This is a genomic window from gamma proteobacterium symbiont of Axiagastus rosmarus (assembly GCF_059730925.1).
Map to the genome: position 1 here is coordinate 121913 of NZ_AP035925.1, position 26146 is coordinate 148058.

Genomic DNA, 26146 nt, shown 5'->3' on the forward strand with positions numbered 1-26146 from the left:
AAAATTGTGACTTGTGCGACTTTTTTCGATCTGGCTCGCAGATGTGGCGCGGCTTAACTCTCGGTGGGGTCGATATCCAGCGTCCATTTGACTTTGCGCGCGGCGGGCAGGGTGGTGACCAGCGGCAGTGAACTGCTCAGCAACTGCTGCAGCCGCTTGCGCGACGGATGCTGTAGCAGCAGTTGCCAGCGCCAGCGTCCGCTGCGCTTCGGTGCCAGCGCCGGCACCGGCCCCATCAGCCACATCGCCTCATCTTTGAGCGGGCTGGCTTCCAGCAGGTTACGCAGCTGAGTAAGGAACTCCGCCGCCTGCGTGTTATCCAGATCTTCAGCGCGAAACAGTGCGTGGCTGGTCCACGGCGGCAGCTGCACTGACTGACGCTCCAGCAGCGTCTGATCGGCAAACGCAAAATAGCCGCGATGCAGCAGCGTTTGCAGCAGTGGATGTTCCGGATGGTGCGTCTGTAGTAGCACTTCGCCCTGCTTACCGGCGCGGCCGGCGCGGCCGGCAACCTGCGTATAAAGCTGGGCAAAGCGCTCGGCGGCACGGAAATCGGCGGAAAACAGCGCGCCATCGACATCCAGCAGCGATACCAGCGTCACGTCCGGGAAGTGATGGCCTTTGGCCAGCATCTGCGTGCCGACCAGAATGCGCGCCCCGCCGCGATGCACATCGGCCAGATGCTGTTCCAGCGCGCCTTTGCGGCTGGTGGTATCGCGATCGATGCGCGACACCGGTACGCCAGGAAACAGCGTGCTGAGCTGCTGCTCCAGCTGTTCCGTGCCCACGCCGACCGGCAGCAGATGGGTGGAACCGCAGCCCGGACACTGATGCGGCAGCGGACGCTGGCTGTCGCAGTGGTGACAGCGCAGCTGACGATGCTGCTGATGCAGCGTGTAATAACTGTCGCAGCGCTGACACTCCGCCAGCCAGCCGCAGTCGTGGCACATCAGCGCCGGCGAAAAGCCGCGGCGATTGAGAAACAGCAGAACCTGATTATCCGCCTGCAGGTGCTGGCGCATCCTGGCCAGCAGCGCTGGCGCGAGACCGCCTTTCAGCTGCTGCCCCTTGAGATCGATTAGCTGCTGCAGCGCCGGTTTGGCGTTACCGGCACGTTTGGTCAGGTTGAGCTGGCGATATTTACCGACACGCACGTTGTGCAGCGTCTCCAGCGCTGGCGTCGCCGAGCCCATCACAATCGGCACATCTTCTTCGTGAGCGCGGAATACCGCCAGATCGCGCGCCTGGTAGCGCCAGCCCTCCTGCTGTTTGTAGGAGCTGTCGTGTTCTTCATCGATGATGATCACGCCCGGCCGCGCCAGCGGTGTGAACAGCGCGGATCGTGTGCCGATAACAATGGCGGTCTCGCCGCTGCGCGCGCGCAGCCATACCGCCAGACGCTCGCTGTCATTAAGCGCCGAGTGCAGCACATCAATTGGCGCATCGAAGCGTTCACGGAAACGGGCGATAGTTTGCGGCGTCAGGCCAATTTCCGGCACCAGCACCAGCGCCTGTTTGCCGCGTGCCAGCACATTCTCCAGCACGCTGAGATAGACCTCGGTTTTACCCGATCCGGTAATGCCTGCCAGCAGCCACGCGGTGTAATGTTCATCCTCGCTGCGAATGGCGCCCACCGCCATCGCCTGATCGGTATTCAGCCGCAGCCGTTCACCTTTCACCGCGAAACTGGCGCGCCAGTCGTGCTGCTGTGGCGCATGTTCGCGCAGGTCGCACAGGCCTTTGGCACGCAGCGCCTGCAGCGCGGCATCGGTAAAATCCTGCTCGCCGATCTGGTGACGATACAGCGGCCGCTGACGCAACGCCGCCAGCGCCTGCTGCTGTTTCGGCGCGCGCTTCAGGCTTTCCAGCGCCACTTCGCGCCCGGCTTCGTTCACCACCCACTGCCACAGCGGCGCTTCCTGGGCCGGTTTGCCCTGACGCAGCAGTACCGGCAGCGCATGGCTGAGCACTTCGCCGAGCGGAGAGTGATAGTAGCCGGCGGCCCAGTTGAGGATGCGCCACAGCGCCGGCGAAAACAGCGAGCGGTCGTCGAGCAACGCATCAATCTGTTTCAGCTGGGCAAGGGGGAGATCGCTGGTGGCGCGCGTGCTAACCACGATGCCCGTCATTTTCCGGTTGCCGAACGGCACGTTCACGCGCGCGCCGGCCACCGGCTGCGGCGCATCGGCGGGCAGCAGGTAGTCAAACAGGCGAGGCAGCGGAACGGGCAGGGCAACCTGAACAACGGGCATGTCGATCTCTATCCGGTTCTGTAAAAAGGAGAAGTAGTGTACACGCTGGCGTCACCCCCGTCATACTTCAGCGCGCGGCGGCGCTGGCCGCAGGCGTTTCCCCGGCATGGCAGAGCGCGGCGCATTGCGCGGATTTGATCAATGCGCTCATTTTCTGTATACTATGCCGCCTTTGATGAGATGACTCGTCAAAGATACACCATTTATTAACCGCGTGTGGTGCTGTGCAGGTTCGCCTGGCACGGAGAGCGACACGGCCTTTTATGAGGTTCTCCCATGAAACAAGGTATTCACCCGAAATACGAAGCTGTGACCATCACCTGCTCTTGCGGCAACGTGATCAACACCCGTTCAACCATGACTGGTACCCTGAACCTGGACGTGTGCGGCAAATGCCACCCGTTCTACACCGGTAAGCAGCGTGTTGTTGACTCTGGTGGTCGTGTTGATCGCTTCAACAAGCGTTTCAGCATCCCAGGCAGCAAGAAATAAGATTATTTGCCGGCGAATCTTCACGATTCGGTTGCAAGAAAAAACCCAGCCTCGGCTGGGTTTTTTTATTTCTGGCCTCAGTATTCCCAGCTGTCGGGATCGATGCCCATCTCACGCATAATCTGTTTTGCTTCTTCCGGAATCTCGTCGCTGCGCTCTTTACGCAGATCAACATCATTCGGCAGCGGTTGCCCGGTGAAGGCATGCAAAAAGGCTTCGCACAGCAGTTCGCTGTTGGTGGCGTGACGCAGATTGTTCACCTGACGGCGGGTACGCTCATCCGTTAAAATCTTCAGCACTTTCAGCGGGATAGAAACTGTAATCTTCTTAACCTGCTCGCTCTTCTTACCGTGTTCAGCGTAAGGGCTGATATATTCGCCGTTCCATTCAGCCATGGGTTACCTTAATCAATAAAAAGTTGAATATGGGGAAATCCGTTGATTATGCCCGATTTTTCGATGCCTGACCGCTTAAACTGCCGGTTTTATGCTTACACATCGCGTTTCACAGGAAAGCGCGCTGAACACCAGGCGATGACGCGTAATTTTAGCGGGTATTGCGGCTTTGCTCAATCTATACGCAAAGACATTTAGATGTCCAGATGTATTGACGTCCAGTTGCGGAATGTTATTCTGTTGCCACTTTTTTATTACACTTCAGGAACAGTAAGCACCATGACGCGTAAACAGGCAACCATCGCAGTACGCAGCGGTTTGAATGATGACGAGCAATATGGCTGCGTTGTCCCACCGATTCACCTCTCCAGCACCTATAACTTCCTCGATTTCAACGAGCCGCGCGCGCATGACTATTCACGCCGTGGTAACCCGACGCGCGATGTGGTCCAGCGCGCGCTGGCTGAGCTGGAAGGGGGCGCGGGCGCGGTGCTGACCAACACCGGGATGTCGGCGATTCATCTGGTGACGACGGTGTTCCTGAAGCCAGGCGATCTGCTGGTGGCGCCGCACGACTGCTACGGCGGCAGCTATCGTCTGTTTGACAGCCTGAGCAAGCGTGGCGCTTACCGCGTGAAGTTTGTCGATCAGGGCGATGAAGCGGCGCTGGCGGCGGCGCTGGCGGAAAAACCAAAGCTGGTGCTGGTCGAAAGCCCGAGCAATCCGCTGCTGCGCGTGGTGGACATTGCGGCCATCTGCGCCGCCGCGCGTGCTGCCGGTGCGGTGAGCGTAGTGGACAACACCTTCCTCAGCCCGGCGCTGCAGAACCCGCTGGCGCTGGGTGCCGATCTGGTGATCCACTCCTGCACCAAATACCTCAATGGTCACTCGGACGTGGTGGCCGGTGCGGTCATCGCTAAAGATCCGGCGCTGGTCACGGAACTCGCCTGGTGGGCGAATAACATTGGCGTCACCGGCGCGGCATTTGACAGCTATCTGCTGCTGCGCGGCCTGCGCACGCTGGCACCGCGCATGGCGGCGGCGCAGCGTAACGCCCTGGCGATTGTTGATTACCTGAAGCAACAACCGCTGGTGAAGAAGCTGTATCATCCGTCTCTGCCAGAGAATGCCGGACACCAGTTTGCCGCCCGTCAGCAGCGCGGTTTTGGCGCCATGCTCAGTTTTGAACTCGACGCCGATGAGGCGCGGCTGCGCCGCTTCCTGAAGGCGCTGCAGCTGTTTACGCTGGCGGAGTCGCTGGGCGGCGTGGAAAGTCTGATTTCGCACACCGCCACCATGACGCACGCCGGCATGTCGGCGGACGCGCGTGCCGCAGCGGGCATTTCCGACTCGCTGCTGCGTATTTCTGTCGGAATTGAAGATCACGAAGATTTAATCGCCGACCTGGATAATGCATTCAGGATCGCAGCCGAGGGGTAACCATGACGATTTCAGCAGGCGCGGGAACGCCGATCAAGCAGTTGCATAAATTTGGTGGCAGTAGCCTGGCCGACGCGCGCTGTTATCAGCGCGTCGCCGGTATCATGGCCGATTACAGCCAGCCGGGCGACTTAATGGTGGTCTCTGCCGCAGGCAGCACCACTAACCAGCTGATCAGCTGGCTCAAGCTGAGCCAGAGCGATCGCTTATCGGCCCATCAGGTGCAACAGGCGTTACGCCGTTTTCACAGCGAACTGATCGCTGCACTGCTGCCTGCTGAATATGCAGAAACCCTGACCGCAGCCTTCATCCGCGATCTTGAACGCCTGGCGGCGCTGCTCGACGGCGCCATCACCGATGCGGTGTACGCCGAAGTGGTTGGCCATGGCGAAATCTGGTCGGCGCGCCTGATGGCGGCGGTGCTCAGCCAGCGCGATATCGAAGCGGCGTGGCTGGATGCGCGCGACTTCCTGCGTGCCGAACGTGCGGCACAGCCGCAGGTAGATGAAGGCAAATCCTGGCCGCTGCTGCAGGCGCTGCTGGCGCAGCATCCGCATAAGCGTCTGGTGGTCACTGGCTTTATCAGCCGCAGCGAAGCGGGCGAAACCGTACTGCTCGGCCGTAACGGCTCTGACTACTCGGCAACGCAGATTGGCGCGCTGGCGGGCGTTAACCGCGTCACCATCTGGAGCGACGTGGCCGGCGTTTACAGCGCGGACCCGCGCAAGGTCTCCGATGCCTGCCTGCTGCCGCTGCTGCGGCTGGATGAGGCCAGCGAGCTGGCGCGACTGGCAGCACCGGTGCTGCACACGCGCACGCTGCAGCCGGTCTCCAACAGCGATATCGATTTACAGCTGCGCTGCAGCTATCAGCCGGAGCAGGGCTCGACGCGCATTGAGCGCGTGCTGGCCTCCGGCACCGGTGCACGCATCGTCACCAGCCACGACGATGTCTGCTTGGTTGAGATTCAGATTCCCGACAGCCACGATTTTGCGACTCAGCAGAAAGAGATCGATCTGCTGCTGAAGCGCGCGCAGCTGCGTCCGCTGGCGATGGGCGTGCACCCGGATCGCCGTCTGCTGCAGCTGTGTTACACCTCGGAAGTGGTTAACAGTGCGTTTAACCTGCTGCAGGACGCGGCGTTGCCCGGCCATTTGCAGCTGCGCGACGGTTTAGCGCTGGTGGCGCTGGTTGGCGCTGGCGTGACGCGTAATCCGCTGCACAGCCACCGCTTCTGGCAGCAGATCAAAGACCAGCCGGTTGAATTCGTCTGGCAGTCAGAAGATCACATCAGCCTGGTGGCGGTGCTGCGCGTCGGACCGACCCAGCATCTGATTCAGGGGCTGCACCAGTCGCTGTTCCGTGCTGAGAAGCGCATCGGCCTGATTCTGTTCGGCAAAGGCAATATCGGTTCACGCTGGCTGGAGCTGTTTGCGCGCGAGCAGGAGACGCTGTCGGCGCGTACCGGGTTCGAATTTGTGCTGGCGGGCGTGGCGGACAGCAGCCGCAGCCTGCTGAGCTATGACGGTCTCGACGCCAGCCGGGCGCTGGCCTTCTTTGATGATGAAGCGGAAGCGCGCGACGAAGAGTCGCTGTTCCTGTGGATGCGAGCGCACCCGTTTGACGATCTGGTGGTGCTGGACGTCACCGCCAGCCACTCGCTGGCACAGCAGTATCACGATTTTGCCAGCCACGGTTTCCACGTCATCAGCGCCAACAAAGTGGCCGGCGCTGCCAGCGGCCAGAGCTGGCGTCAGGTGCGCGATGCCTTCGCCAAAACCGGTCGCCACTGGCTGTACAACGCGACCGTGGGCGCCGGACTGCCGGTCAACCATACGGTGCGCGATCTGCGCGAAAGCGGCGACAGCATTCTGGCGATCAGCGGTATCTTCTCCGGCACACTGTCGTGGCTGTTCCTGCAGTTCGACGGCACGGTGCCGTTCAGCGAGCTGGTCGATCAGGCGTGGCAGCAGGGCTTAACCGAGCCCGATCCGCGCGTTGATCTCTCCGGTCAGGATGTAATGCGTAAGCTGGTGATTCTGGCGCGCGAAGCCGGTTACGACATCGAACCGGATCAGGTGCGGGTTGAATCGCTGGTGCCGTCACAGTGCGAAGGCGAATCCATCGACCACTTCTTTGAAAACGCCGACGAGCTGAACGAGCAGATGCTGCAGCGCTTCGAAGCCGCACAGGAGATGGGTCTGGTGCTGCGCTACGTGGCGCGTTTCGATGCCAACGGTAAAGCGCGCGTCGGCGTGGAAGCGGTGCGTCCTGAGCATCCGCTGGCGGCGCTGCTGCCGTGCGATAACGTGTTTGCCATCGAAAGCCGCTGGTATCGCGACAATCCGCTGGTGATCCGCGGGCCAGGTGCCGGCCGGGATGTCACCGCCGGTGCGCTGCAATCGGATATCAATCGTCTCGCCCAACTGCTGTAAACCTGCTGCGCAGACGGCGTCCGCTGTCTGCGTTTTTCCCTCTGCTTCCCCGTCAGGTGAATCCCTTTCACTTTGGTTGAATATTTGTCACGCCCGGCAAACAATTTTATGTTGACGCTAAGCGGAAGATCGTTCATTTTGTGCATCTGGACGTCTAAACGTATGGATGTTCGCGGTTCGCAAATTAATCGATATGTGATGATGAGGTAACAGGATGAGTTTCTTTCATGCCAATCAGCGCGAAGCGCTGAACCAGAGCCTGGCTGAGCTGAACGGGCAAATTAATGTCTCTTTTGAGTTTTTCCCGCCCCGCACCAGCGAAATGGAAGCAACTCTGTGGAACTCCATCGACCGCCTGAGCAGCCTGAAACCCAAATTCGTCTCGGTAACTTACGGAGCCAACTCCGGCGAGCGCGACCGCACTCACAGCATCATCAAAGGCATTAAAGAGCGCACCGGACTGGAAGCGGCACCGCATCTCACCTGTATTGATGCGACGCGCGATGAACTGCGCGCCATTGCGCGAGACTACTGGAATAACGGCATTCGCCATATCGTGGCGCTGCGCGGCGATTTACCACCGGGCGGCGGCAAACCGGACATGTACGGCAGCGATCTGGTGTCGCTGCTGAAAGAGGTCGGTGATTTCGACATCTCGGTAGCGGCCTATCCCGAAGTGCATCCGGAAGCGAAGAGTGCGCAGGCGGATTTGATCAACCTGAAGCGAAAAATTGATGCCGGCGCCAGTCGCGCGATTACCCAGTTTTTCTTCGATGTGGAGAGCTATCTGCGCTTTCGCGATCGCTGTGTGGCCACCGGTATCGACGTGGAGATCGTGCCGGGCATTCTGCCGGTCTCCAACTTTAAACAGCTGCAGCGTTTCGCCACCATGACCAACGTGCGCGTACCGGGCTGGATGAACGCCATGTTTGACGGGCTGGATGATGATGCGGAGACGCGCAAAATGGTCGGTGCCAACATCGCCATGGACATGGTGAAAATCCTGTCGCGCGAAGGGGTGAAGGACTTTCATTTCTACACGCTGAACCGCGCAGAGATGAGCTACGCCATCTGCCACACGCTGGGTGTTCGCCCGACGCTGGCGGCATAAGCGTGAAAGGATAAAAAAGAGAAGGGGGCCTCAGGGCCCCCTTTTTGCTGTGCGAGGCGTGATGCGCCGCCAGCCGTTAGCCGGTGTTACGCATGCCGGCCGCGACGCCAGCGATAGTGACCATCAGCGCCTGTTCTACGCGCGCATCAGGTTCATCGCCGCGCTCTTCCTGCGCACGCGCACGCTGCAGCAGTTCCGCCTGCAGCACGTTGAGCGGATCGGTGTAGACGTTACGCAGCGCGATGGATTCGGCGATCCACGGCTGGTCCGCCATCAGATGCGCATCATTCGCGATGGTCAGCACCGCTTTGATGTCGGCATCGAGCTGATCGCGCAGCTGTTTGCCGAGCGGCCACAGCGATTTATCCACCAGACGCTGATCGTAATACTCCGCCAGCCACAGGTCAGCCTTCGAGAACACCATCTCCAGCATGCCGAGGCGCGTGGCGAAGAACGGCCATTCGCTGCACATGGTTTCCAGCTGATCCTGATGGCCTTCGTCCATCGCTTTCTGCAGCGCCGCGCCGGCACCCAGCCACGCGGGCAGCATCAGGCGGTTCTGCGTCCAGGCGAAGATCCACGGAATGGCGCGCAGCGACTCAACGCCGCCGGTCGGACGCCGTTTCGCCGGGCGCGAGCCGAGCGGCAGTTTACCCAGCTCCTGCTCTGGCGTCGCCGAGCGGAAGTAGGGTACGAAGTCCGGATTTTCACGCACATAGCCACGGTACATGGCGCACGAATAGGCTGACAGGCCGTTCATGATCTCCTGCCATTCGCGTTTTGGCTCTGGCGGTGGCAGCAGGTTGGCTTCCAGAATCGCCCCGGTGTAAAGCGACAGGCTGGCGATGGTGACTTCCGGCAGGCCATATTTGAAGCGGATCATTTCGCCCTGTTCGGTCACGCGCAGGCCGCCTTTCAGGCTGCCCGGCGGCTGTGACAGCAGGGCTGCATGCGCCGGTGCGCCACCGCGGCCAATCGAACCGCCGCGTCCGTGGAACAGCGTCAGGGTAATGCCGGCTTTGTCGCAGGTTTTAATCAGCGCATCCTGGGCCTGATACTGTGCCCAGCTGGCTGCCATCACGCCGGCATCTTTTGCCGAGTCGGAATAGCCAATCATCACCATCTGCTTGCCGTTGATGAAGCCGCGATACCAGTCGATATTCAGCAGCTGGCTCATCACGTCATTGGCGTTGTTGAGGTCGTCGAGGGTTTCAAACAGCGGCGCCACCGGCATTGCGTAAGGGATACCGGCCTCTTTCAGCAGCAGATGCACCGCCAGCACGTCAGACGGCGTTTTGGCCATCGAAATCACATAGGCGGCAATCGAGCCCTGCGGCGCTTCTGCCGCCACTTTGCAGGTATCCAGCACTTCACGCGTGTTGTCGCTGGGCTCCCACTGCCGCGGCAGCAGCGGCCGCTTGGAATTCAGTTCACGGATCAGAAACGCCTGCTTATCGGCTTCTGACCAGCTTTCGTAGTCGCCCAGTCCGAGATAGCGCGTCACTTCGGCAATCGCTTCGGTGTGGCGGGTGCTCTCCTGACGGATATCGATACGCACCAGCGGCACGCCGAAGCACTTCACGCGGCGCAGCGTATCCAGCAGCTGGCCGTTGGCGATGATGCCCATGCCGCACTGCTGCAGCGACTGGTAAATAGCAAACAGCGGCTGCCACAGCTGATCGTTTGAAACCAGCAGATCGGCTGGACGCGGCAGGCGCTCACCCTTCAGGCGGCGCTCCAGATAGCTCTGGGTGCTCATCAGCTGGCTGCGGATACGCTTCAGAATCACACGATATGGCTCCAGCGCCTCCGCATCGCCACACAGTTCGCGCACTTCGTCGCTGCACTCGGACATCGACAGCTCCGACACCAGCACGCCGATGTCGCGCAGGAACAGGTCGGCGGCTTTCCAGCGGCTTAGCTGCATCACGTGGCGGGTAATCGGTGCGGTGACGTTCGGGTTACCGTCACGGTCGCCGCCCATCCACGAGGTAAATTTGATTGGCACGAAATCCACCGGCAGCTGGATGCCGAAGCTCTCTTCCACCTGCTGGTTTAGCTCGCGCAGAAACGCCGGTACGCCTTCCCACAGGCTGTTCTCCACCACCGCGAAGCCCCATTTGGCTTCATCTACCGGCGTCGGGCGATATTTACGGATCTCATCGGTGTGCCACGCCTGTGCTACCAGCTGACGCAGACGGCGCATAACCTGGTTGCGTTCGTAGTCGGTGATGTCACTGTGGTCGAGCTGCTGCAGACAGCTGTTCACTTCGCCCAGCTTGTGGATCAGCGTGCGGCGGGTAATTTCGGTCGGGTGAGCGGTGAGCACCAGCTCCAGCGACAGCTCCTCAATCGCCTGGCGGATGGCCGGCTCGCTGAGATCGCTCTGCTGCTTCAGGCGCTCGAAGGTCTTTTTCAGCAGCTCCGGATGGTTAGCACCGTCGCCGCTGCGCGAAATGGTTTGATACTGTTCTGCCACGTTGGTGAGGTTAAGGAACTGGCTGAACGCGCGTGCCACCGGCAGCAGCTCGTCGTTAGACAGGTTTTGCAGCGTGGAGAGCAGTTCCTTACGATGAGTGTCATTTCCTGCACGGGATGACTTAGAGAGCTTGCGGATGGTCTCCACCCGATCGAGGATGTTCTCTCCCAGTGCATCCTTTATCGTATCCCCGAGCAGTTTGCCGAGCATACTGACATTACTTCGCATTGCGGAATATTGTTCGTTCATGTGACCCTGACACCCTTATCGTCTTAAATATAAAACCTCTATACCCAACGGGCATAACATCGTCTTTTATCTAGCCACGGTTCTTCCTGTTCGTCAATTGACTTAAATTGCCGGTATCGTGCTGCTAACTATCGGAAATTCATCGAATTTAATTGACAGGAGGTGGGATAAGTTATTCTTATTATCAAATCCCGGATAATGACGGGGCAATTTGCTGATTTCGCAGTGAAATGCCCCATCTTTTAATCATCAATGGCAAAAATGCTGCACAACCTGAGTGATAAGCGCATGAGTCGGCTTAATAAATGCGGTATCAATAAACTCGTCTGGCTGATGCGCCTGATTGATGGATCCAGGCCCTAACACCAGCGTCGGGCACAACTGCTGGATAAACGGCGCTTCGGTGCAGTAATTCACCACTTCTGTCGGCACGCCCAGTAGCTTCTCCACCACTTTGACCAGTTCATGGTCGGCCGGGCATTCGTAGCCGGGAATCGGCGGATGCAGCTCACCGACAGTCAGACGGCCTGGCCAGCGCGCGCTCACCGGTGCCAGCGCTTCATTGAGTAAACCGTCGAGATCGCTCAGCGTCAGTCCCGGCAGCGGACGAATATCCATATGCAGCTCACAGCAGGCGCAGATGCGGTTCGCCGCGTCGCCGCCATGGATATGGCCAAAGTTCATGGTCGGATATGGAATGGCGAAGCCGTCATGGTGATAGCGCTCTTTCAGCGTATTACGCAGCTGCATCAGCTGAGTAATGGATTCATGCATCAGCTCGATCGCGTTCACGCCGCGCGCCGGATCGCTGGAATGACCGGACTGACCCTGAATGCGGATGGCGTGCGACAGGTGGCCTTTGTGGGCGCGCACCGGTTTCAGCGACGTCGGTTCGCCGATGATGGCGCAGTCCGGCCGCAGCTGGGTCGATTCAGAAAAGTATTTCGCGCCGGCCATCGTGGTCTCTTCATCGGCGGTGGCGAGGATGTACAGCGGTTTGCTGAGCTTCGTCACGTCAACGTCACGCAGCGCATCAAGAATAAAGGCAAAGAAGCCTTTCATGTCGGCGGTGCCTAAGCCGTACAGCTTGTTGTCGTGTTCGGTCAGGGTGAAGGGATCGCGCGTCCAGCGGCCATCGTCGTACGGCACGGTGTCGGTATGGCCCGCCAGCAGCAGGCCACCTGCGCCGCTGCCGCTGCGCGCCAGCAGGTTGAATTTATGGCGCGTACCCGGCACCGGCTGGACTTCCACGCTGAAGCCGAGATCGCGGAACCAGCCCGCCAGCAAATTGATTAAAGTTTCATTGCTCTGATCCAGCGCGCTGTCGGTGGCGCTGATCGACGGTGTTGCAATCAGCTGGCGGTAGAGTTCGATAAAAGGTGGAATTTTTGTCTTCACTGTTGACGGTCCCTGGGTTAGGATGTATCAATATTAATGCATTAATAGTGAATAAAAATACATTAACGTCGTCTGCATGTGAACTGAAAAAAGCTGCAAACGGCATCGTGGGCAACGGGGCAATGCCGCGACCCGATACGTGTGACTGTAATAAGGTATACAGCCTGATGTTGAATACGCTGATCGTTGGTGCCAGTGGTTATGCTGGCGTAGAGCTTGCCACCTACCTGAATCGCCACCCGCATATGAACATAACCGCTTTGGCGGTTTCAGCGCAAAGCCCGGATGCCGGAAAGTTACTCTCCGATCTCCATCCGCAGCTGAAAGGCAGGGTCGATTTGCCATTGCAGCCGCTGGGTGATGCCGCAGAGTGGGCCGGCAAGGTCGATGTGGTGTTCCTCGCCACCGCACACGAAGTCAGCCACGATCTGGCCCCGGAATTCCTGAAAGCCGGCTGCGTGGTGTTCGACCTCTCAGGTGCGTTCCGCGTTAACGACGACGGCTTTTATCAACAGTATTACGGTTTCAGCCATCAGCACCAGGCGTGGCTCGACAAAGCCGTTTACGGCCTGGCCGAATGGAACCACGCGCAGATTAAAGACGCGCAGCTGGTGGCGGTGCCGGGTTGCTATCCGACCGCCGCGCAGCTGGCGCTTAAGCCGCTGATTAAGGCTGGCCTGCTTAATCCGGCTCAGTGGCCGGTCATCAATGCCACCAGTGGCGTCAGCGGTGCCGGGCGTAAAGCCAGCGTCACCACCAGCTTCTGTGAAGTCAGCCTGCAGCCGTACGGCCTTTTCAATCACCGTCACCATCCGGAGATTGTGGCCCATCTCGGCACGCCGGTGATCTTCACGCCGCATCTCGGTAATTTCCCGCGCGGCATTCTGGAAACCATCACCTGTCGTCTGAACGCCGGCGTGAGCCAGCAGGATGTGGCGGCGGCGTTCCACAGCGCTTACCACGACAAACCGCTGGTGCGGCTGTACGACAAAGGCGTACCGGCGCTGAAAGGGGTGGTTGGCCTGCCGTTCTGCGATATCGGCTTTGCCGTGCAGGGCGAGCACCTGATTGTTGTCGCAGCGGAAGACAACCTGCTGAAAGGTGCCTCCTCACAGGCGGTGCAGTGTCTCAATATTCGTTTCGGCTTCCCCGAAACGCTGTCTCTGATTTAACGGACGGATAACCTGACCATGAGCAATCCTCTGATCATTAAGCTGGGCGGCGTACTGCTGGATAGCGAAGAAGCGCTGGCGCGTCTGTTTGATGCCCTGCTGGCGTACCGCACGCAGTATCAGCGTCCGCTGATCATCGTCCACGGCGGTGGCTGCCTGGTGGACGAGCTGATGAAGAAACTGGCGCTGCCGGTGAAAAAGAAGAACGGTTTGCGCGTGACGCCAGCCGATCAGATCGACATTATTACCGGTGCGCTGGCCGGCACCGCCAACAAAACGCTGCTGGCATGGGCGAAGAAGTACGGCATTGGCGCAGTGGGTTTATGCCTCGGCGATGCCGGCCTGGTGAACGTGGCACAGTTCGATGAGGAGCTGGGGCATGTCGGCAACGCCACGCCGGGTAATCCGCAGCTGATCAATACGCTGCTGGATGCAGGCTATATGCCGGTGATCAGCTCGATTGGCATCACCGACGGCGGCGAACTGATGAACGTCAACGCCGACCAGGCCGCGACCGCGCTGGCGGCGACGATCGGTGCCGATCTGGTGCTGCTGTCAGACGTCAGCGGTATTCTCGACGGCAAAGGTCAGCGCATCGCCGAGATGACTGCAGCCAAAGCCGAGCAGCTGATTGCCCAGGGCATTATTACCGATGGCATGATTGTGAAAGTGCATGCGGCGCTCGACGCGGCGCGTACGCTGGGCCGCCCGGTGGATATCGCCAGCTGGCGTCATGCTGAACAGCTGCCAACCCTTTTCAACGGCGTGTCGATTGGCACCCGGATTCTCGCATAATCAAGGATTACGACATGAGCACGCAAAACATCAAAAAAATCGTTCTGGCTTACTCGGGCGGTCTGGATACCTCGGCCATCATTCCCTGGCTGAAAGAGAACTACGGTGGTTGTGAAGTGGTGGCGTTCGTGGCCAACATTGGTCAGGATCCGGCCGATCTGGAAGGCGTAGAGAAGAAAGCGCTGCAGTCGGGCGCGTCTGAGTGCCACGTGGTCGATCTGCGTGAAGAGTTTATCAGCGAATACGTTTACCCGGTGCTGCAGACCGGTGCGCTGTACGAAGGCACCTATCTGCTGGGCACCTCAATGGCGCGTCCTATCATCGCCAAAGCGCAGGTTGAACTGGCGCTGAAAGTGGGCGCAGACGCGCTGTGCCACGGCGCAACCGGTAAAGGCAACGATCAGGTGCGTTTCGAAACCACCTATACCGCGCTGGCACCGCAGCTTAAAGTGGTGGCACCATGGCGTGAGTGGAACCTGCGTTCGCGTGAAGCGCTGCTGGATTACCTGAAAGAGCGCAATATTCCGACCACCGCGTCGCTGGAAAAAATCTACAGTCGTGATGAGAACGCCTGGCACATCTCGACCGAAGGTGGCGTGCTGGAGAGCCCGTGGAACGCGCCGAACAAAGATTGCTGGGTGTGGACCGTCGATCCGCTGGAAGCGCCGGATCAGCCAGAAAACGTCACCGTCAGCGTGGAGAAAGGCCAGGTTGTCGCGGTGAACGGTGAGAAACTGAGCCCGTTCCAGTGTCTGGAAAAACTCAATGCGCTGGGAGCGAAACACGGCGTGGGCCGGATTGATATCGTGGAAAACCGTCTGGTGGGCATCAAATCACGCGGCTGCTACGAAACCCCTGGCGGCACCATCATGGTTAACGCGCTGCGTGCGGTTGAGCAGCTGGTACTGGATCGCGACAGCTTTAAATGGCGTGAACAGCTGGGTCAGGAGATGTCTTACGTGGTGTATGACGGCCGCTGGTTCGCACCGCTGCGTCAGTCAATCCAGGCCGCTGCCGCATCGCTGGCAGAGCTGGTGAACGGTGAAGTGGTACTGCAGCTGTACAAAGGCCAGGCCACGGCGATCCAGAAAAAATCGGCGAACAGCCTGTACTCAGAAGAGTTTGCCACCTTCGGCGAAGACGAAGTGTACGATCACCGTCACGCGGGCGGCTTTATCCGTCTGTTCTCGCTCTCTTCACGCATTCGCGCGCTGAACGAGCAGAAGAAGTAACACCGCGGCAGGCGACATATTTTGCAGGGGCGGCTTCGGGCCGCCCTTTGTTTAACAGATTCAGGAGCAAGCAGATGGCACTTTGGGGCGGACGTTTTTCACAGGCGGCAGATCAACGGTTTAAACAGTTCAACGATTCACTGCGGTTTGACTACCGCCTGGCGGAGCAGGACATCATCGGTTCGGTGTCCTGGTCAAAAGCGCTGGTAACGGTAAACGTGCTGAGCAGTGAAGAGCAGCAGCAGCTGGAAGCCGCGCTGAATGCGCTGCTGGAAGAGGTTCGCGCCAACCCGCAGCAGATTCTGCAGAGCGATGCCGAGGATATTCACAGCTGGGTGGAAGGCAAGCTGATCGATAAAGTCGGCGCGCTGGGCAAAAAGCTGCACACCGGGCGCAGCCGTAACGACCAGGTGGCGACCGATCTCAAACTGTGGTGTAAAACGCAGGTGGCGCTGCTGCTGGAAGCTACGCGCGAGCTGCAGTCAGCGCTGGTAGCCACGGCTGAAGCCAATCAGGATGCCGTGATGCCGGGCTACACCCACCTGCAGCGGGCGCAGCCGGTGACGTTTGCCCACTGGTGTCTGGCCTACGTTGAGATGCTGGCGCGCGACGAGAGCCGTCTGCAGGATACGCTGAAGCGGCTGGATGTCAGCCCGCTGGGCTGCGGCGCGCTGGCCGGTACTGCTTATGAGATTGACCGTGAGCAGTTGGCCGGCTGGCTCGGCTTCGCCTCTGCCACGCGTAACAGCCTGGATACCGTGTCAGACCGCGATCACGTGCTGGAGCTGCTGTCTGATGCCTCGATTGGCATGGTGCACCTGTCGCGCTTCGCTGAAGACATGATCTTCTTCAACACCGGTGAAGCCGGCTTTATTGAGCTGTCCGATAAAGTGACGTCGGGCTCATCGCTGATGCCGCAGAAGAAAAATCCGGACGCGCTGGAGCTGATCCGCGGCAAGTGCGGTCGCGTGCAGGGCGCACTGACCGGCATGATGATGACGCTGAAAGGGCTGCCGCTGGCGTACAACAAAGATATGCAGGAAGACAAAGAAGGGCTGTTCGATGCGCTCGATACCTGGCTTGACTGCCTGCATATGTCAGCGCTGGTGCTGGACGGCATTCAGGTGAAGCGTCCGCGCTGTCAGGAAGCCGCCGAGCAGGGTTACGCTAACTCGACCGAACTGGCCGATTATCTGGTAGCCAAAGGCGTGCCGTTCCGCGAAGCGCACCACATTGTCGGCGAAACCGTGGTGGAAGCGATCAAACAAGGCGTCGCGCTGGAGGCATTGAGTCTGGCGCAGTTTAAGCAGTTTAGCGCGGCGATCGGGGAGGATGTTTATCCGGTGCTGTCGCTGCAGTCTTGTCTCGATAAGCGTAACGCGCGCGGCGGCGTGGCACCACAGCAGGTGGCGCTGGCGATCGGCGAAGCGAAGCAGCGCTTAAACCTGGCGTAATGCGCGCCAGGAAATTTCTTTCGCAAAAAAGAGACAATTCTTGATCGGCCTGGCGTGAAGAGTTCTTAAAGTGTGCTCGCAGTTAATTTGGAGAACATAAATGAGCACTTCACGCTTTGGCTACCCTTTCTTTCCTCTGGAGCCGGCCGTTGAAAACCAGGTTCCTGTCACCTTCGATTCCGCCTCGGTGAATGACGGCGGTTTTATTGTCGATGGCGAAATCACCCGCGATACGCGCCCTGCGCTGAACGGCTATGCCGGCCGTGGCGTCACGCTTGAGTGTTACCATCACGGCGAGTTAGTGGGCAGCACGCTCAGCGATGCTCAGACCGGCTACTTCAGTTTTACGCTGCCTGCCGCGCTGGCGGGCGGGAGTCATCAGTTCGTGGCACAGGTGGCGGCAATGCCGCAGAGCGCCAGCGCGCCTTTCACGCTGATCGTCGAAGACGCCGGTTTTGTGCCGGTCACGCTAACCGCCATGCACAGCGGCACGCAGTTTATCTGGCCGGAAGAGAGCACCACGCAAACCCAGCCGACCTTTTCCGGTAAAGGCCAGCCCGGCAGCCGGGTTGAGCTGTTTGATAACGATGAGCCGCTCGGCAGCACGCTGGTCGATAGCGATCACAAATGGACCTTTACGCCGTCTCATGCGCTGGCCGCTGGCGAGCATCAGATCGTGGTGACATGCGGCGCAGGGAATGTCAGTGCGCCGGTCAGCCTGATCGTTGCGGATGATATTACGGGAGATGTGGCCCGGCCGGAGGCACTCAGCGGCCTGCATCTGCACGACCTGCTGGCCAGCGTGCCGGTTAACCTGTTCCAGGACGCGGAGCTTAACCCGGCCACGCAGCAGTATGAGCTGGTGCTGAATAATGACGATCTGCAGCAGGAGCTGACGCAGTCCGGTATCGTCGGCCACTCCCTGGTGCTGACGGAGCAGGATTTGCAGCAGTTGCTGGGTGATGTGCCACTGTGATGCAGAGGCAAAAAAAAAGCGGGCTTTAAGTAGCCCGCCAACCTCTAGCTTCGGAATTACATATAGTTATAGGCACATCATCAAAGGGCTGGCACTCCCGGCCAACTCAGTGATTTCGTGAGCAGGTTGCAGGTGCTGCTCCAGATTGTTGTTGTTGCGTGTCTGCGTTAGCCGCTTTAACAATCTTTGGTCTTAATCAGATGGCCGGTATTATTCCTGTTCACCGCTTGATAGGGCTAATCGTTCATTGCTATTCTATCTATCGCCACGGGCTATCGTGGTTTGGAGGCTATCAATGAACATTCGTGATCTGGAATATCTGGTTTCGCTGGCGGAACATCGCCACTTTCGTCGTGCCGCTGATGCCTGTCATGTCAGCCAGCCGACCCTGAGCGGGCAGATTCGCAAGCTGGAAGATGAACTGGGTGTGATGCTGCTGGAACGGACCAGCCGTAAGGTGCTGTTTACTCAGGCTGGACTGCTGCTGGTGGATCAGGCGCGAACCGTGCTGCGTGAAGTGAAGGTACTGAAGGAGATGGCCAGCCAGCAGGGCGAAACCATGTCCGGGCCGCTGCACATTGGTCTGATTCCGACCACCGGTCCCTATCTGCTGCCGCATATTATTCCGATGCTGCATCAGACCTTCCCGAAACTCGAGATGTATCTGCACGAGGCGCAAACGCAGCAGCTGCTGGCGCAGCTCGACAGCGGTAAGCTCGACTGCGCGATTCTGGCGCTGGTAAAAGAGAGCGAAGCTTTTATTGAAGTGCCGCTGTTTGATGAACCGATGAAGCTGGCGATCTATCAGGATCACCCGTGGCACGATCGCGATCGCGTGCCGATGTCGGATCTGGCCGGTGAGAAACTGCTGATGCTGGAAGATGGTCACTGTCTGCGCGATCAGGCGATGGGCTTCTGCTTCGAAGCCGGCGCTGATGAAGATACCCATTTTCGCGCGACCAGCCTGGAAACGCTGCGCAACATGGTAGCAGCCGGCAGCGGTATCACTTTGCTGCCGTCGCTGGCGGTACCGAATGAGCGCGTGCGTGATGGCGTGTGCTATCTGCCGTGTTACAAACCGGTGCCGCAGCGCACCATCGCGCTGGTGTATCGTCCGGGATCGCCTCTGCGCAGCCGCTATGAGCAGCTGGCAGAAGCAATTAAAACCCACATGCAGGGTTACCTGGACCGTTCGTTAAAACAGGCGGTTTAAGCCGTTTAACGCCGCCACGCGGTAGGCTTCGGCCATGGTGGGGTAGTTGAAGGTAGTGTTCACGAAATACTCAATCGTGTTACCGCCGTTCTTCTGCTCCATGATGGCCTGGCCGATGTGAATGATCTCCGCCGCACGCTCGCCAAAGCAGTGAATACCCAGAATCTCTTTGGTTTCGCGGTGGAACAGGATCTTCAGGCTGCCGACGTGCATGCCGACAATCTGCGCGCGCGCCAGATGCTTAAACTGTGCACGGCCCACTTCATACGGCACTTTCATCGCCGTCAGCTGCTGTTCGGTTTTGCCGACGGAGCTGATTTCCGGAATGGTGTAAATCCCGGTCGGGATATCTTCAATCAGGTGCGCGGTGGCTTCCCCTTTGATTATCGCCTGCGCAGCAATGCGGCCCTGATCGTAAGCGGCAGAGGCCAGGCTCGGGTAGCCAATCACGTCGCCCACCGCATAGATATGCGGCTGTGCGGTCTGATACATACTGTTCACTTTCAGCAGTCCACGGCCATCGGCTTCCAGCCCGACGTTTTCCAGCGCCAGTGAATCGGTATTACCGGTACGGCCGTTAGCGTACAGCAGGCAATCGGCTTTGACCTTTTTGCCGGACTTGAGGTGCATGATGACGCCATCGCTGACACCTTCAATCTTCTCAAACTCTTCGTTGTGACGAATCACCACGCCGCTGTTCCAGAAGTGATAAGAGAGCGAATCAGACATCTCCTGATCGAGGAACGCCAGCAGGCGATCGCGGGTGTTGATCAGGTCAACCTTGACGTTAAGACCGCGGAAAATCGACGCGTATTCACAGCCAATCACGCCCGCACCATAAATGATGACGTGGCCGGGTTCATGATGCAGGTTGAGGATGGAGTCGGAGTCGTAAATGCGCGGGTGGGTAAAATCGACGTCCGCCGGGTGATACGGGCGGGAACCACAGGCGATGACAAACTTCTCTGCGGTTAAGCGCTCGCGCGTGCCGTCTGGCTGTTCCACTTCGATGGTGTTGGCATCAACAAAATGGGCGTCGCCCTGATAAAGCTCACAGCGGTTACGCTCGTAAAAGCCCTGACGCATGGCAGTCTGCTGGCTGATGACGTTCTCAGTATGATTCAGAATGTCGGCGAACGAGGAGCGCAGGAGTCGGGTGTGATCGCTATAAAGAGGGTTTTGATTGAACTCGATGATACGGCTGACAGCGTGACGCAGAGCTTTGGAAGGGATGGTTCCCCAGTGAGTACAACCGCCGCCGATGTTGTGGTAGCGTTCGATCACTGCAATGCGCGCTCCCTGCTTCACCAGCCCCATCGCCGCACCTTCGCCGCCCGGACCGGAGCCAATCACAATGGCATCGTAATCGTAAGACTTTTGCATACCAGTACGTCCTATGTTTCTATACATTTTTACAACGAGATTCTAACATCTCGCCGCGCACATCTGAATTCTAACAGCGTAAATTGGCAAAGTTTGACAATCAGTGAGGTTAACAGGCGGTCACAAACTTTGCGCCGCTGTACGCTGAAAAGTTTGTTATAGTACCTGCCTGATTACTCACAAGGCCGGGAAAATGGGCGTTCGAGCGCAACAAAAAGAACGTACACGACGTTCACTGATTGAAGCGGCATTCAGTCAGTTAAGTGCAGAAAGGAGTTTTGCCAGCCTGAGTTTACGCGAAGTGGCGCGCGAAGCCGGCATTGCACCGACCTCGTTTTACCGTCACTTTCGCGATGTGGATGAGCTCGGCCTGACGATGGTCGATGAAAGTGGCCTGATGCTGCGCCAGCTGATGCGCCAGGCGCGCCAGCGCATTGCCAAAGGCGGCAGCATCATTAAAACCTCGGTCGCCACGTTTATGGAGTTCATCGGGAACAATCCCAACGCTTTTCGTCTCTTACTACGCGAGCGCTCCGGCACCTCAGCGGCTTTTCGTGCGGCGGTCGCGCGGGAGATTCAGCACTTTATCGCTGAACTGGCCGACTACCTTGAGCTGGAAAACCGCATGCCGCGCAGCTTTACCGAAGCGCAGGCGGAAGCGATGGTGACGATTGTGTTCAGCGCCGGCGCGGAAGCGCTGGATGTGGATATCGAACAGCGGCGCAAACTGGAAGAGCGTCTGGTGCTGCAGCTGCGAATGATCGCCAAAGGCGCGTATTACTGGTATCGCCGGGAGCAAGAGCGCCTGGCGGTTACCCTGGAAACCCCCGAAGAGTAATGTGATAAGGATAATGAAATGATTGAGCAAAACCCTCGCGATAAAGGAACGCTGTTACTGGCTTTTATCACCGGTTTAGCTATCAACGGCTCCTTTTCGGTGCTGTTCAGCACCTTTGTTCCCTTTTCGATTTTCCCGCTGATCGCCCTTGGCCTTGCCGCGTGGTGTCTGCATCAGCGCTATCTCAACCGCAATATGCCGGACGGCATGCCTTCGCTGGCGGCGGCATTTTTTCTGCTGGGGATCCTGGTGTACAGCGCGCTGGTGCGTGCCGAATATCCGGATATCGGGTCTAACTTCATCCCGACCATTCTGATGGTGGCGCTGGTGTTCTGGATCGCCATGCGCTTCCGCCGCAGCAAGAACAAGCACTGAAAACAATCACGGGAACCGCAGGGTTCCCGTTTTTTTAGGCTTTTCGCGTCAGTAACACACCGCATTCCATATGGTGGGTGTAAGGGAACTGGTCAAACAGCGCCAGCCGCGTGATGTTATGCGTGGCACTCAGTACGCTGAGGTTGTCGCACAGCGTCTGCGGATTACAGGAAATATAGATAATACGCGGATAGGCCTGTACCATCTTCACCGTCTCGTCATCCAGCCCGCTGCGCGGCGGATCGACAAAGATGGTCTCGCACTGATAGCTATTGAGATCGATGCCTTCCAGACGGTTAAAGCTGCGCACGCCGTTCATCGCCTGGGTAAACTCTTCGGCTGCCATACGAATAATTTGCACGTTGTCGATGTGGTTGGCCGCGATGTTGTACTGCGCCGAAGCCACCGACGGTTTGGCGATTTCCGTCGCCAGTACGCGACGGAAGTTACGCGCCAGCGCCAGCGAAAAGTTGCCATTACCACAGTACAGCTCCAGCAGATCGCCGCGCGAATCTTGCGTCACGTCCAGCGCCCACTCCAGCATCTGAATATTCATCGCCGCATTCGGCTGGGTGAAGCTGTTCTCCACCTGACGATAGATCATCTCCTGGCCGGCTACCGGCAGGCGCTCATCGACGTAATCGCGATCGAGGCAGATTTTGGTTTTCGTGGCACGGCCAATCAGCTGCACATCAAACCCTTCTGCACGCAGACTATCGCGCAGCGCAGTCGCGGCTTCGGTCCAGTCGGCTTCCAGCTTGCGGTGATACAGCAGTGAAATCACGATCTGGTTGCTGAGGGTGGAGAGATAATCGATCTGGAACAGTTTGAAACGCAGCGCGCGATTATCGCGGATCGCGGCGATCAACTTTGGCATCAGCGTGTTGATCAACTGGCTGGCCGCCGGAAACTGATCGACGCGGATACGCTGTTTGGTCTCTTGATCGAAGATGATGTGATAAAGATCGTCACCGTCGTGCCAGATGCGGAATTCGGCGCGCATACGATAGTGGCTGACCGGCGAGCGGAACACCTCCACGTCGGGCGCTGCGTAGGGGGCCATCATCGCCTGTAAGCGGCTGACTTTTTCCGCCAGTTGCGCGTCGTATTGTTCAATCGGGAGTTGTTCGGGTGTCATCTTCAATCCTGGTGTTAAGCCTGCCTGCCGGGCGATTGTAGGCATTCACCTGCTGATGTCCAGTCCCGGACAGTGCAGGAAGGCTGGCAGTCTGGATTTCCGGCCTTCTTAAACGTAGACTGCGGCTGCCGGCCTCCTTGAGTTAAAAGGGAATCCAGTGTGAATCTGGAGCTGACGCGCAGCGGTAAAAGAATGTCGTGGTGATCGCAATTGCAGACACTGTCCTCGCGGATGGGAAGTCTTCACCACTTATGATTCCCAGCCCGAAGACCTGCCGGTGTGACGTCGCAACTTCTGAGATCATCGCGTGCTATCGATCCCGGACCTGCGGCATCCTGCTTCGTCTTTTGGATGCTATAACAATGAAAACAACACACGCTTCGCTGTTTGCCTTTAGTGCAACGGCGTTGTCGCTCTGGGCGCAATCTGGCTACGCGCAGCAGAATGATGATACGCAAATCGTTACCGCCAACCGGTTTTTGCAGCCGGTTTCCTCCGTTCTCGCGCCGACGACAGTCGTGACCCGCGACGATATCGATCGCTGGCAGGCTAAAAGCCTGACGGACGTCATGCGTCGCCTGCCTGGCGTGGACATCGCGCAGAACGGTGGCCTCGGCCAGTTGAGCTCGCTGTTTGTGCGCGGCACCAACTCCAGCCACGTACTTATACTCATCGACGGTATCCGGCTAAACCAGGCGGGTGTGTCCGGATCGTCTGATTTAAGCCAGATTCCGCTTTCTCTGGTTCAGCGCATCGAATATGTGCGCGGTGCGCGCTCGGCGGTGTATGGTTCCGATGCGATTGGCGGCGTGGTGAACATCATCACCGGTCGTGATAAGCCGGGCACGACGCTGAGCGCGGGCGTGGGCTCGAAAGGCTATCAAAACTATGAAGGTTCTACCCAGCAGCAGCTGGGCGCAGCCACGAAGCTGACCATGGCGGGCAACTACACCTATACGCGTGGCTATGATGTGGTGGCAAACCTGCCGGATGTGTATGGCGATCCGGCGCAGAAAGATCGCGATGGCTTCATGAACAAGACACTGTATGGCGCGCTGGAGCACCAGTTCAGTGACGGGCTGAGCGGCTTTGTTCGCGGCTACGGTTTTGACAACCGTACGGCCTACGACGGCACCTACAGCTACGATAACAGTTTTAACATCAACGGATTAAACGATACCCGCCAGCTCTACAGCCAGACCTGGGACAGCGGCCTGCGTTACAGCAACGACATTTATTCGACGCAGCTGATCGCCAGCTACAGCCGCAGCAAAGATTATAACTATGATCCGCGTACAGGCCGCTACGGCCCGTCGACCACGCTGGATGACAGCAAGCAGTACAATGTGCAGTGGGGCAATACGTTGCAGGTGGCGCAGGGCAGCGTAAGCGCGGGCGTGGACTGGCAGAAACAGACCACGGAACCCGGCACCGCTTACGTGGCTGACAGTACTGAGCTGCGTAACACCGGCATTTATGCCACCACCCAGCAGCAGCTGGGCAGCGTAACGCTGGAAGGCGCGGTACGCGGTGACGACAACAGCCAGTTTGGCTGGCACGGCACCTGGCAGGGCGGGGCGTCGTGGGCGTTTGTTGATGGCTATAGCGTGTTTGCCAATTACGCGACGGCGTATAAAGCGCCTCGTCTCGGCCAGTTGTATGGTTCTTATGGCAACAGCGACCTGAAGCCGGAAGAGAGTAAACAGTGGGAAGCGGGCTTCTCTGGCCTGACCGGGCCGGTAAACTGGCGCGTATCCGGTTATCGTAACGATATCGATAATCTGATTGATAGCGATCCCACCACCTATATCTATTACAACATCGATAAAGCGCGCATTAAGGGCGTAGAAGCCACGGCGTCGTTCGATACCGGTCCGCTTAGCCATCAGATTTCTTACGACTATGTCGATGCGCGCGATGCTGAAACCGATCAACCGCTGGTGCGCCGTGCGAAGCAGCAGGTGAAATACCAGCTCGACTGGACGATTTATGAGTTTGACTGGTCACTGACCTATCATTATCTCGGCGATCGCTATGATACGGATTACAACCACTCCTTTACCCCGCAGCGCGTCAAACTGGGCGGTGTAAGTTTATGGGATCTGGCAGTTTCGTATCCGGTCACATCACAGCTCACCGTTCGTGGTAGAATTGCCAACCTGTTCGATAAAGACTACGAGACAGTGTATGGCTATCAAACTCCAGGAACGGAGTACTATCTCAGCGCCAGCTACAGCTTCTGATCTGCGCCCCACCGTGCTGGTGTTTGACTCCGGCGTCGGTGGGCTCTCCGTCTATGATGAGGTCCGGCAACTGCTGCCGGGCCTGCACTATCTCTATGCCTTCGATAATGCCGGCTTCCCTTACGGTGAAAAAAGCGAAGAGTACATTGTTGAGCGGGTCGTGGCGGTGGTGGAGGCTATCGTGCAGCGCGTGCCGCTGGCGTTAGTGGTCATCGCCTGTAACTCCGCCAGTACTGTATCGCTGCCAGCATTGCGTCAGCGCTTTGAATTCCCGGTCGTTGGCGTCGTGCCAGCGATTAAACCGGCGGCCCGTCTGACGCGTAACGGCGTAGTCGGCCTGCTGGCCACGCGCGGCACGGTGAAACGACCTTACACCCATGAGCTGGTGGCGCAGTTTGCGCGCGAATGTAAAATCGAAATGCTGGGGTCGGCGGAACTGGTCGAACTGGCGGAAGCCAAACTGCACGGAGAAACGGTGTCGCTGGACGATGTGCGTCGCGCAGTACAACCGTGGCTGCGTATGAAAGAGCCGCCGGATACCGTGGTGCTGGGTTGTACCCATTTCCCGCTGTTACGTGAAGAGCTGCAGCAGGTGTTGCCTGATGGCACCCGGCTGGTGGATTCGGGCGCAGCCATTGCACGGCGCACCGCCTGGTTGTTAGAGCACGAAGCGCCTCAGGCGCGTTCCAGCGGACAGAATGTGGCATTTTGTACGCGTATGGATGACGAAGTGGTGCAATTATCACCGGTTTTGCAGCGTTATGGCTTCCCGCTGCTGGAAAAACTGGCGATTTGACGGGCTTTCGCCGAAAAAAACAGCACTCGAAAATTAATTTGCATTTAGCCCTTGTCAGCCCGAAAGAACTCCCTATAATGCGCCTCCACTGACACGGCACAACGGCTTACGAAGCGCCCTGTTAGTGAGGTGGCCTTTCACGGCAACCTTCAGAAAAGCAAAAATAAATGCTTGACTGAGAAAGCGGAAAGCGTAATATACGCATCCCGCGCCGCTTGAGAAATCGCGGCACTGCTCTTTAACAATTTATCAGACAATCTGTGTGGGCACTCGCAGGATT

The 26146-nt window shown here is 58.4% G+C and carries 20 protein-coding genes and 1 riboswitch; of the genes, 14 read left to right on the forward strand and 6 right to left on the reverse strand.

The window, feature by feature from the left end; translation table 11 throughout:
* Positions 1 to 53: 53 nt before the first annotated feature.
* A complete protein-coding gene (priA, locus tag AC6I8F_RS00585) occupies positions 54 to 2252 on the reverse strand; it encodes a primosomal protein N' (protein ID WP_498028387.1) in 2199 nt (732 codons plus the stop codon).
* A gap of 276 nt (positions 2253 to 2528) precedes the next feature.
* Here priA and rpmE point away from each other — a divergent pair, with 276 nt between their 5' ends.
* Entirely contained in the window at positions 2529 to 2744 is a 216-nt protein-coding gene (gene rpmE / locus AC6I8F_RS00590) for a 50S ribosomal protein L31 (RefSeq protein ID WP_021506837.1), read from the forward strand.
* Between the two features lie 77 nt (positions 2745 to 2821).
* Here the strand turns inward: rpmE and metJ are convergent, their stop codons facing one another.
* Complete coding sequence (gene metJ, locus AC6I8F_RS00595) at positions 2822 to 3139, reverse strand: met regulon transcriptional regulator MetJ (protein ID WP_007885403.1); 318 nt, start codon at positions 3137 to 3139, stop codon at positions 2822 to 2824.
* 279 nt (positions 3140 to 3418) lie between these two features.
* On the opposite strand from metJ, the gene metB reads away from it, so the two are divergent.
* From metB to metF, 3 genes are all read left to right on the forward strand, one after another.
* Positions 3419 to 4579 carry a cystathionine gamma-synthase gene (gene metB / locus AC6I8F_RS00600; RefSeq protein ID WP_021506836.1) on the forward strand — a complete coding sequence of 387 codons (1161 nt, stop codon included), beginning with the start codon at positions 3419 to 3421 and terminating at the stop codon, positions 4577 to 4579.
* A gap of 2 nt (positions 4580 to 4581) precedes the next feature.
* Positions 4582 to 7014 (forward strand): bifunctional aspartate kinase/homoserine dehydrogenase II, encoded by a 2433-nt coding sequence (locus AC6I8F_RS00605; protein WP_498028388.1) that lies wholly within the window; start codon positions 4582 to 4584, stop codon positions 7012 to 7014.
* A gap of 214 nt (positions 7015 to 7228) precedes the next feature.
* Positions 7229 to 8125, forward strand: coding sequence for a methylenetetrahydrofolate reductase (metF, locus tag AC6I8F_RS00610; protein ID WP_021506834.1), 897 nt, complete (start codon positions 7229 to 7231; stop codon positions 8123 to 8125).
* A 76-nt stretch (positions 8126 to 8201) separates the two neighbouring features.
* Here the strand turns inward: metF and ppc are convergent, their stop codons facing one another.
* A complete protein-coding gene (gene ppc / locus AC6I8F_RS00615; RefSeq protein ID WP_031279588.1) occupies positions 8202 to 10853 on the reverse strand; it encodes a phosphoenolpyruvate carboxylase in 2652 nt (883 codons plus the stop codon).
* 249 nt (positions 10854 to 11102) lie between these two features.
* Positions 11103 to 12251, reverse strand: a complete 1149-nt coding sequence (argE, locus tag AC6I8F_RS00620; RefSeq protein WP_021506832.1) for an acetylornithine deacetylase — start codon at positions 12249 to 12251, stop codon at positions 11103 to 11105.
* A 167-nt stretch (positions 12252 to 12418) separates the two neighbouring features.
* Here argE and argC point away from each other — a divergent pair, with 167 nt between their 5' ends.
* From argC to oxyR, 6 genes are all read left to right on the forward strand, one after another.
* The gene (argC, locus tag AC6I8F_RS00625) at positions 12419 to 13423 is read left to right on the forward strand and encodes an N-acetyl-gamma-glutamyl-phosphate reductase (protein ID WP_150361688.1); all 1005 of its coding nucleotides are present in this window, start codon (positions 12419 to 12421) and stop codon (positions 13421 to 13423) included.
* An 18-nt stretch (positions 13424 to 13441) separates the two neighbouring features.
* Positions 13442 to 14218, forward strand: coding sequence for an acetylglutamate kinase (gene argB / locus AC6I8F_RS00630; protein WP_058775576.1), 777 nt, complete (start codon positions 13442 to 13444; stop codon positions 14216 to 14218).
* A 14-nt stretch (positions 14219 to 14232) separates the two neighbouring features.
* A complete protein-coding gene (locus tag AC6I8F_RS00635; RefSeq protein ID WP_021506829.1) occupies positions 14233 to 15450 on the forward strand; it encodes an argininosuccinate synthase in 1218 nt (405 codons plus the stop codon).
* A gap of 74 nt (positions 15451 to 15524) precedes the next feature.
* On the forward strand, positions 15525 to 16904 hold the full coding sequence (gene argH, locus AC6I8F_RS00640) for an argininosuccinate lyase (protein WP_141496796.1): 1380 nt from the start codon (positions 15525 to 15527) through the stop codon (positions 16902 to 16904).
* Between the two features lie 100 nt (positions 16905 to 17004).
* Positions 17005 to 17880, forward strand: a complete 876-nt coding sequence (locus tag AC6I8F_RS00645; protein WP_150361686.1) for an Ig-like domain-containing protein — start codon at positions 17005 to 17007, stop codon at positions 17878 to 17880.
* A 295-nt stretch (positions 17881 to 18175) separates the two neighbouring features.
* Entirely contained in the window at positions 18176 to 19093 is a 918-nt protein-coding gene (gene oxyR, locus AC6I8F_RS00650; protein ID WP_021506826.1) for a DNA-binding transcriptional regulator OxyR, read from the forward strand.
* On the opposite strand, the gene sthA is transcribed toward oxyR, so the two are convergent.
* A complete protein-coding gene (gene sthA, locus AC6I8F_RS00655) occupies positions 19076 to 20476 on the reverse strand; it encodes a Si-specific NAD(P)(+) transhydrogenase (RefSeq protein WP_021506825.1) in 1401 nt (466 codons plus the stop codon). The two genes, oxyR and sthA, sit on opposite strands and share 18 nt — an antisense overlap.
* A 193-nt stretch (positions 20477 to 20669) precedes the next feature.
* Here sthA and fabR point away from each other — a divergent pair, with 193 nt between their 5' ends.
* Positions 20670 to 21314 (forward strand): HTH-type transcriptional repressor FabR, encoded by a 645-nt coding sequence (gene fabR, locus AC6I8F_RS00660; RefSeq protein WP_031279587.1) that lies wholly within the window; start codon positions 20670 to 20672, stop codon positions 21312 to 21314.
* Between the two features lie 18 nt (positions 21315 to 21332).
* A complete protein-coding gene (locus AC6I8F_RS00665; protein WP_021506823.1) occupies positions 21333 to 21689 on the forward strand; it encodes a YijD family membrane protein in 357 nt (118 codons plus the stop codon).
* Positions 21690 to 21723: 34 nt separating this feature from the next.
* Here the strand turns inward: AC6I8F_RS00665 and trmA are convergent, their stop codons facing one another.
* A complete protein-coding gene (gene trmA, locus AC6I8F_RS00670) occupies positions 21724 to 22827 on the reverse strand; it encodes a tRNA (uridine(54)-C5)-methyltransferase TrmA (RefSeq protein ID WP_150361685.1) in 1104 nt (367 codons plus the stop codon).
* Between the two features lie 112 nt (positions 22828 to 22939).
* Positions 22940 to 23121, forward strand: a riboswitch (cobalamin riboswitch).
* A gap of 68 nt (positions 23122 to 23189) precedes the next feature.
* Between trmA and btuB the strand changes: the two genes are divergently transcribed.
* A complete protein-coding gene (btuB, locus tag AC6I8F_RS00675) occupies positions 23190 to 25070 on the forward strand; it encodes a TonB-dependent vitamin B12 receptor BtuB (protein WP_414057187.1) in 1881 nt (626 codons plus the stop codon).
* Positions 25015 to 25866 (forward strand): glutamate racemase, encoded by an 852-nt coding sequence (gene murI / locus AC6I8F_RS00680; protein ID WP_040679621.1) that lies wholly within the window; start codon positions 25015 to 25017, stop codon positions 25864 to 25866. Before btuB ends, murI begins: the two co-directional genes overlap by 56 nt.
* The last annotated feature ends 280 nt before the right edge of the window (positions 25867 to 26146 follow it).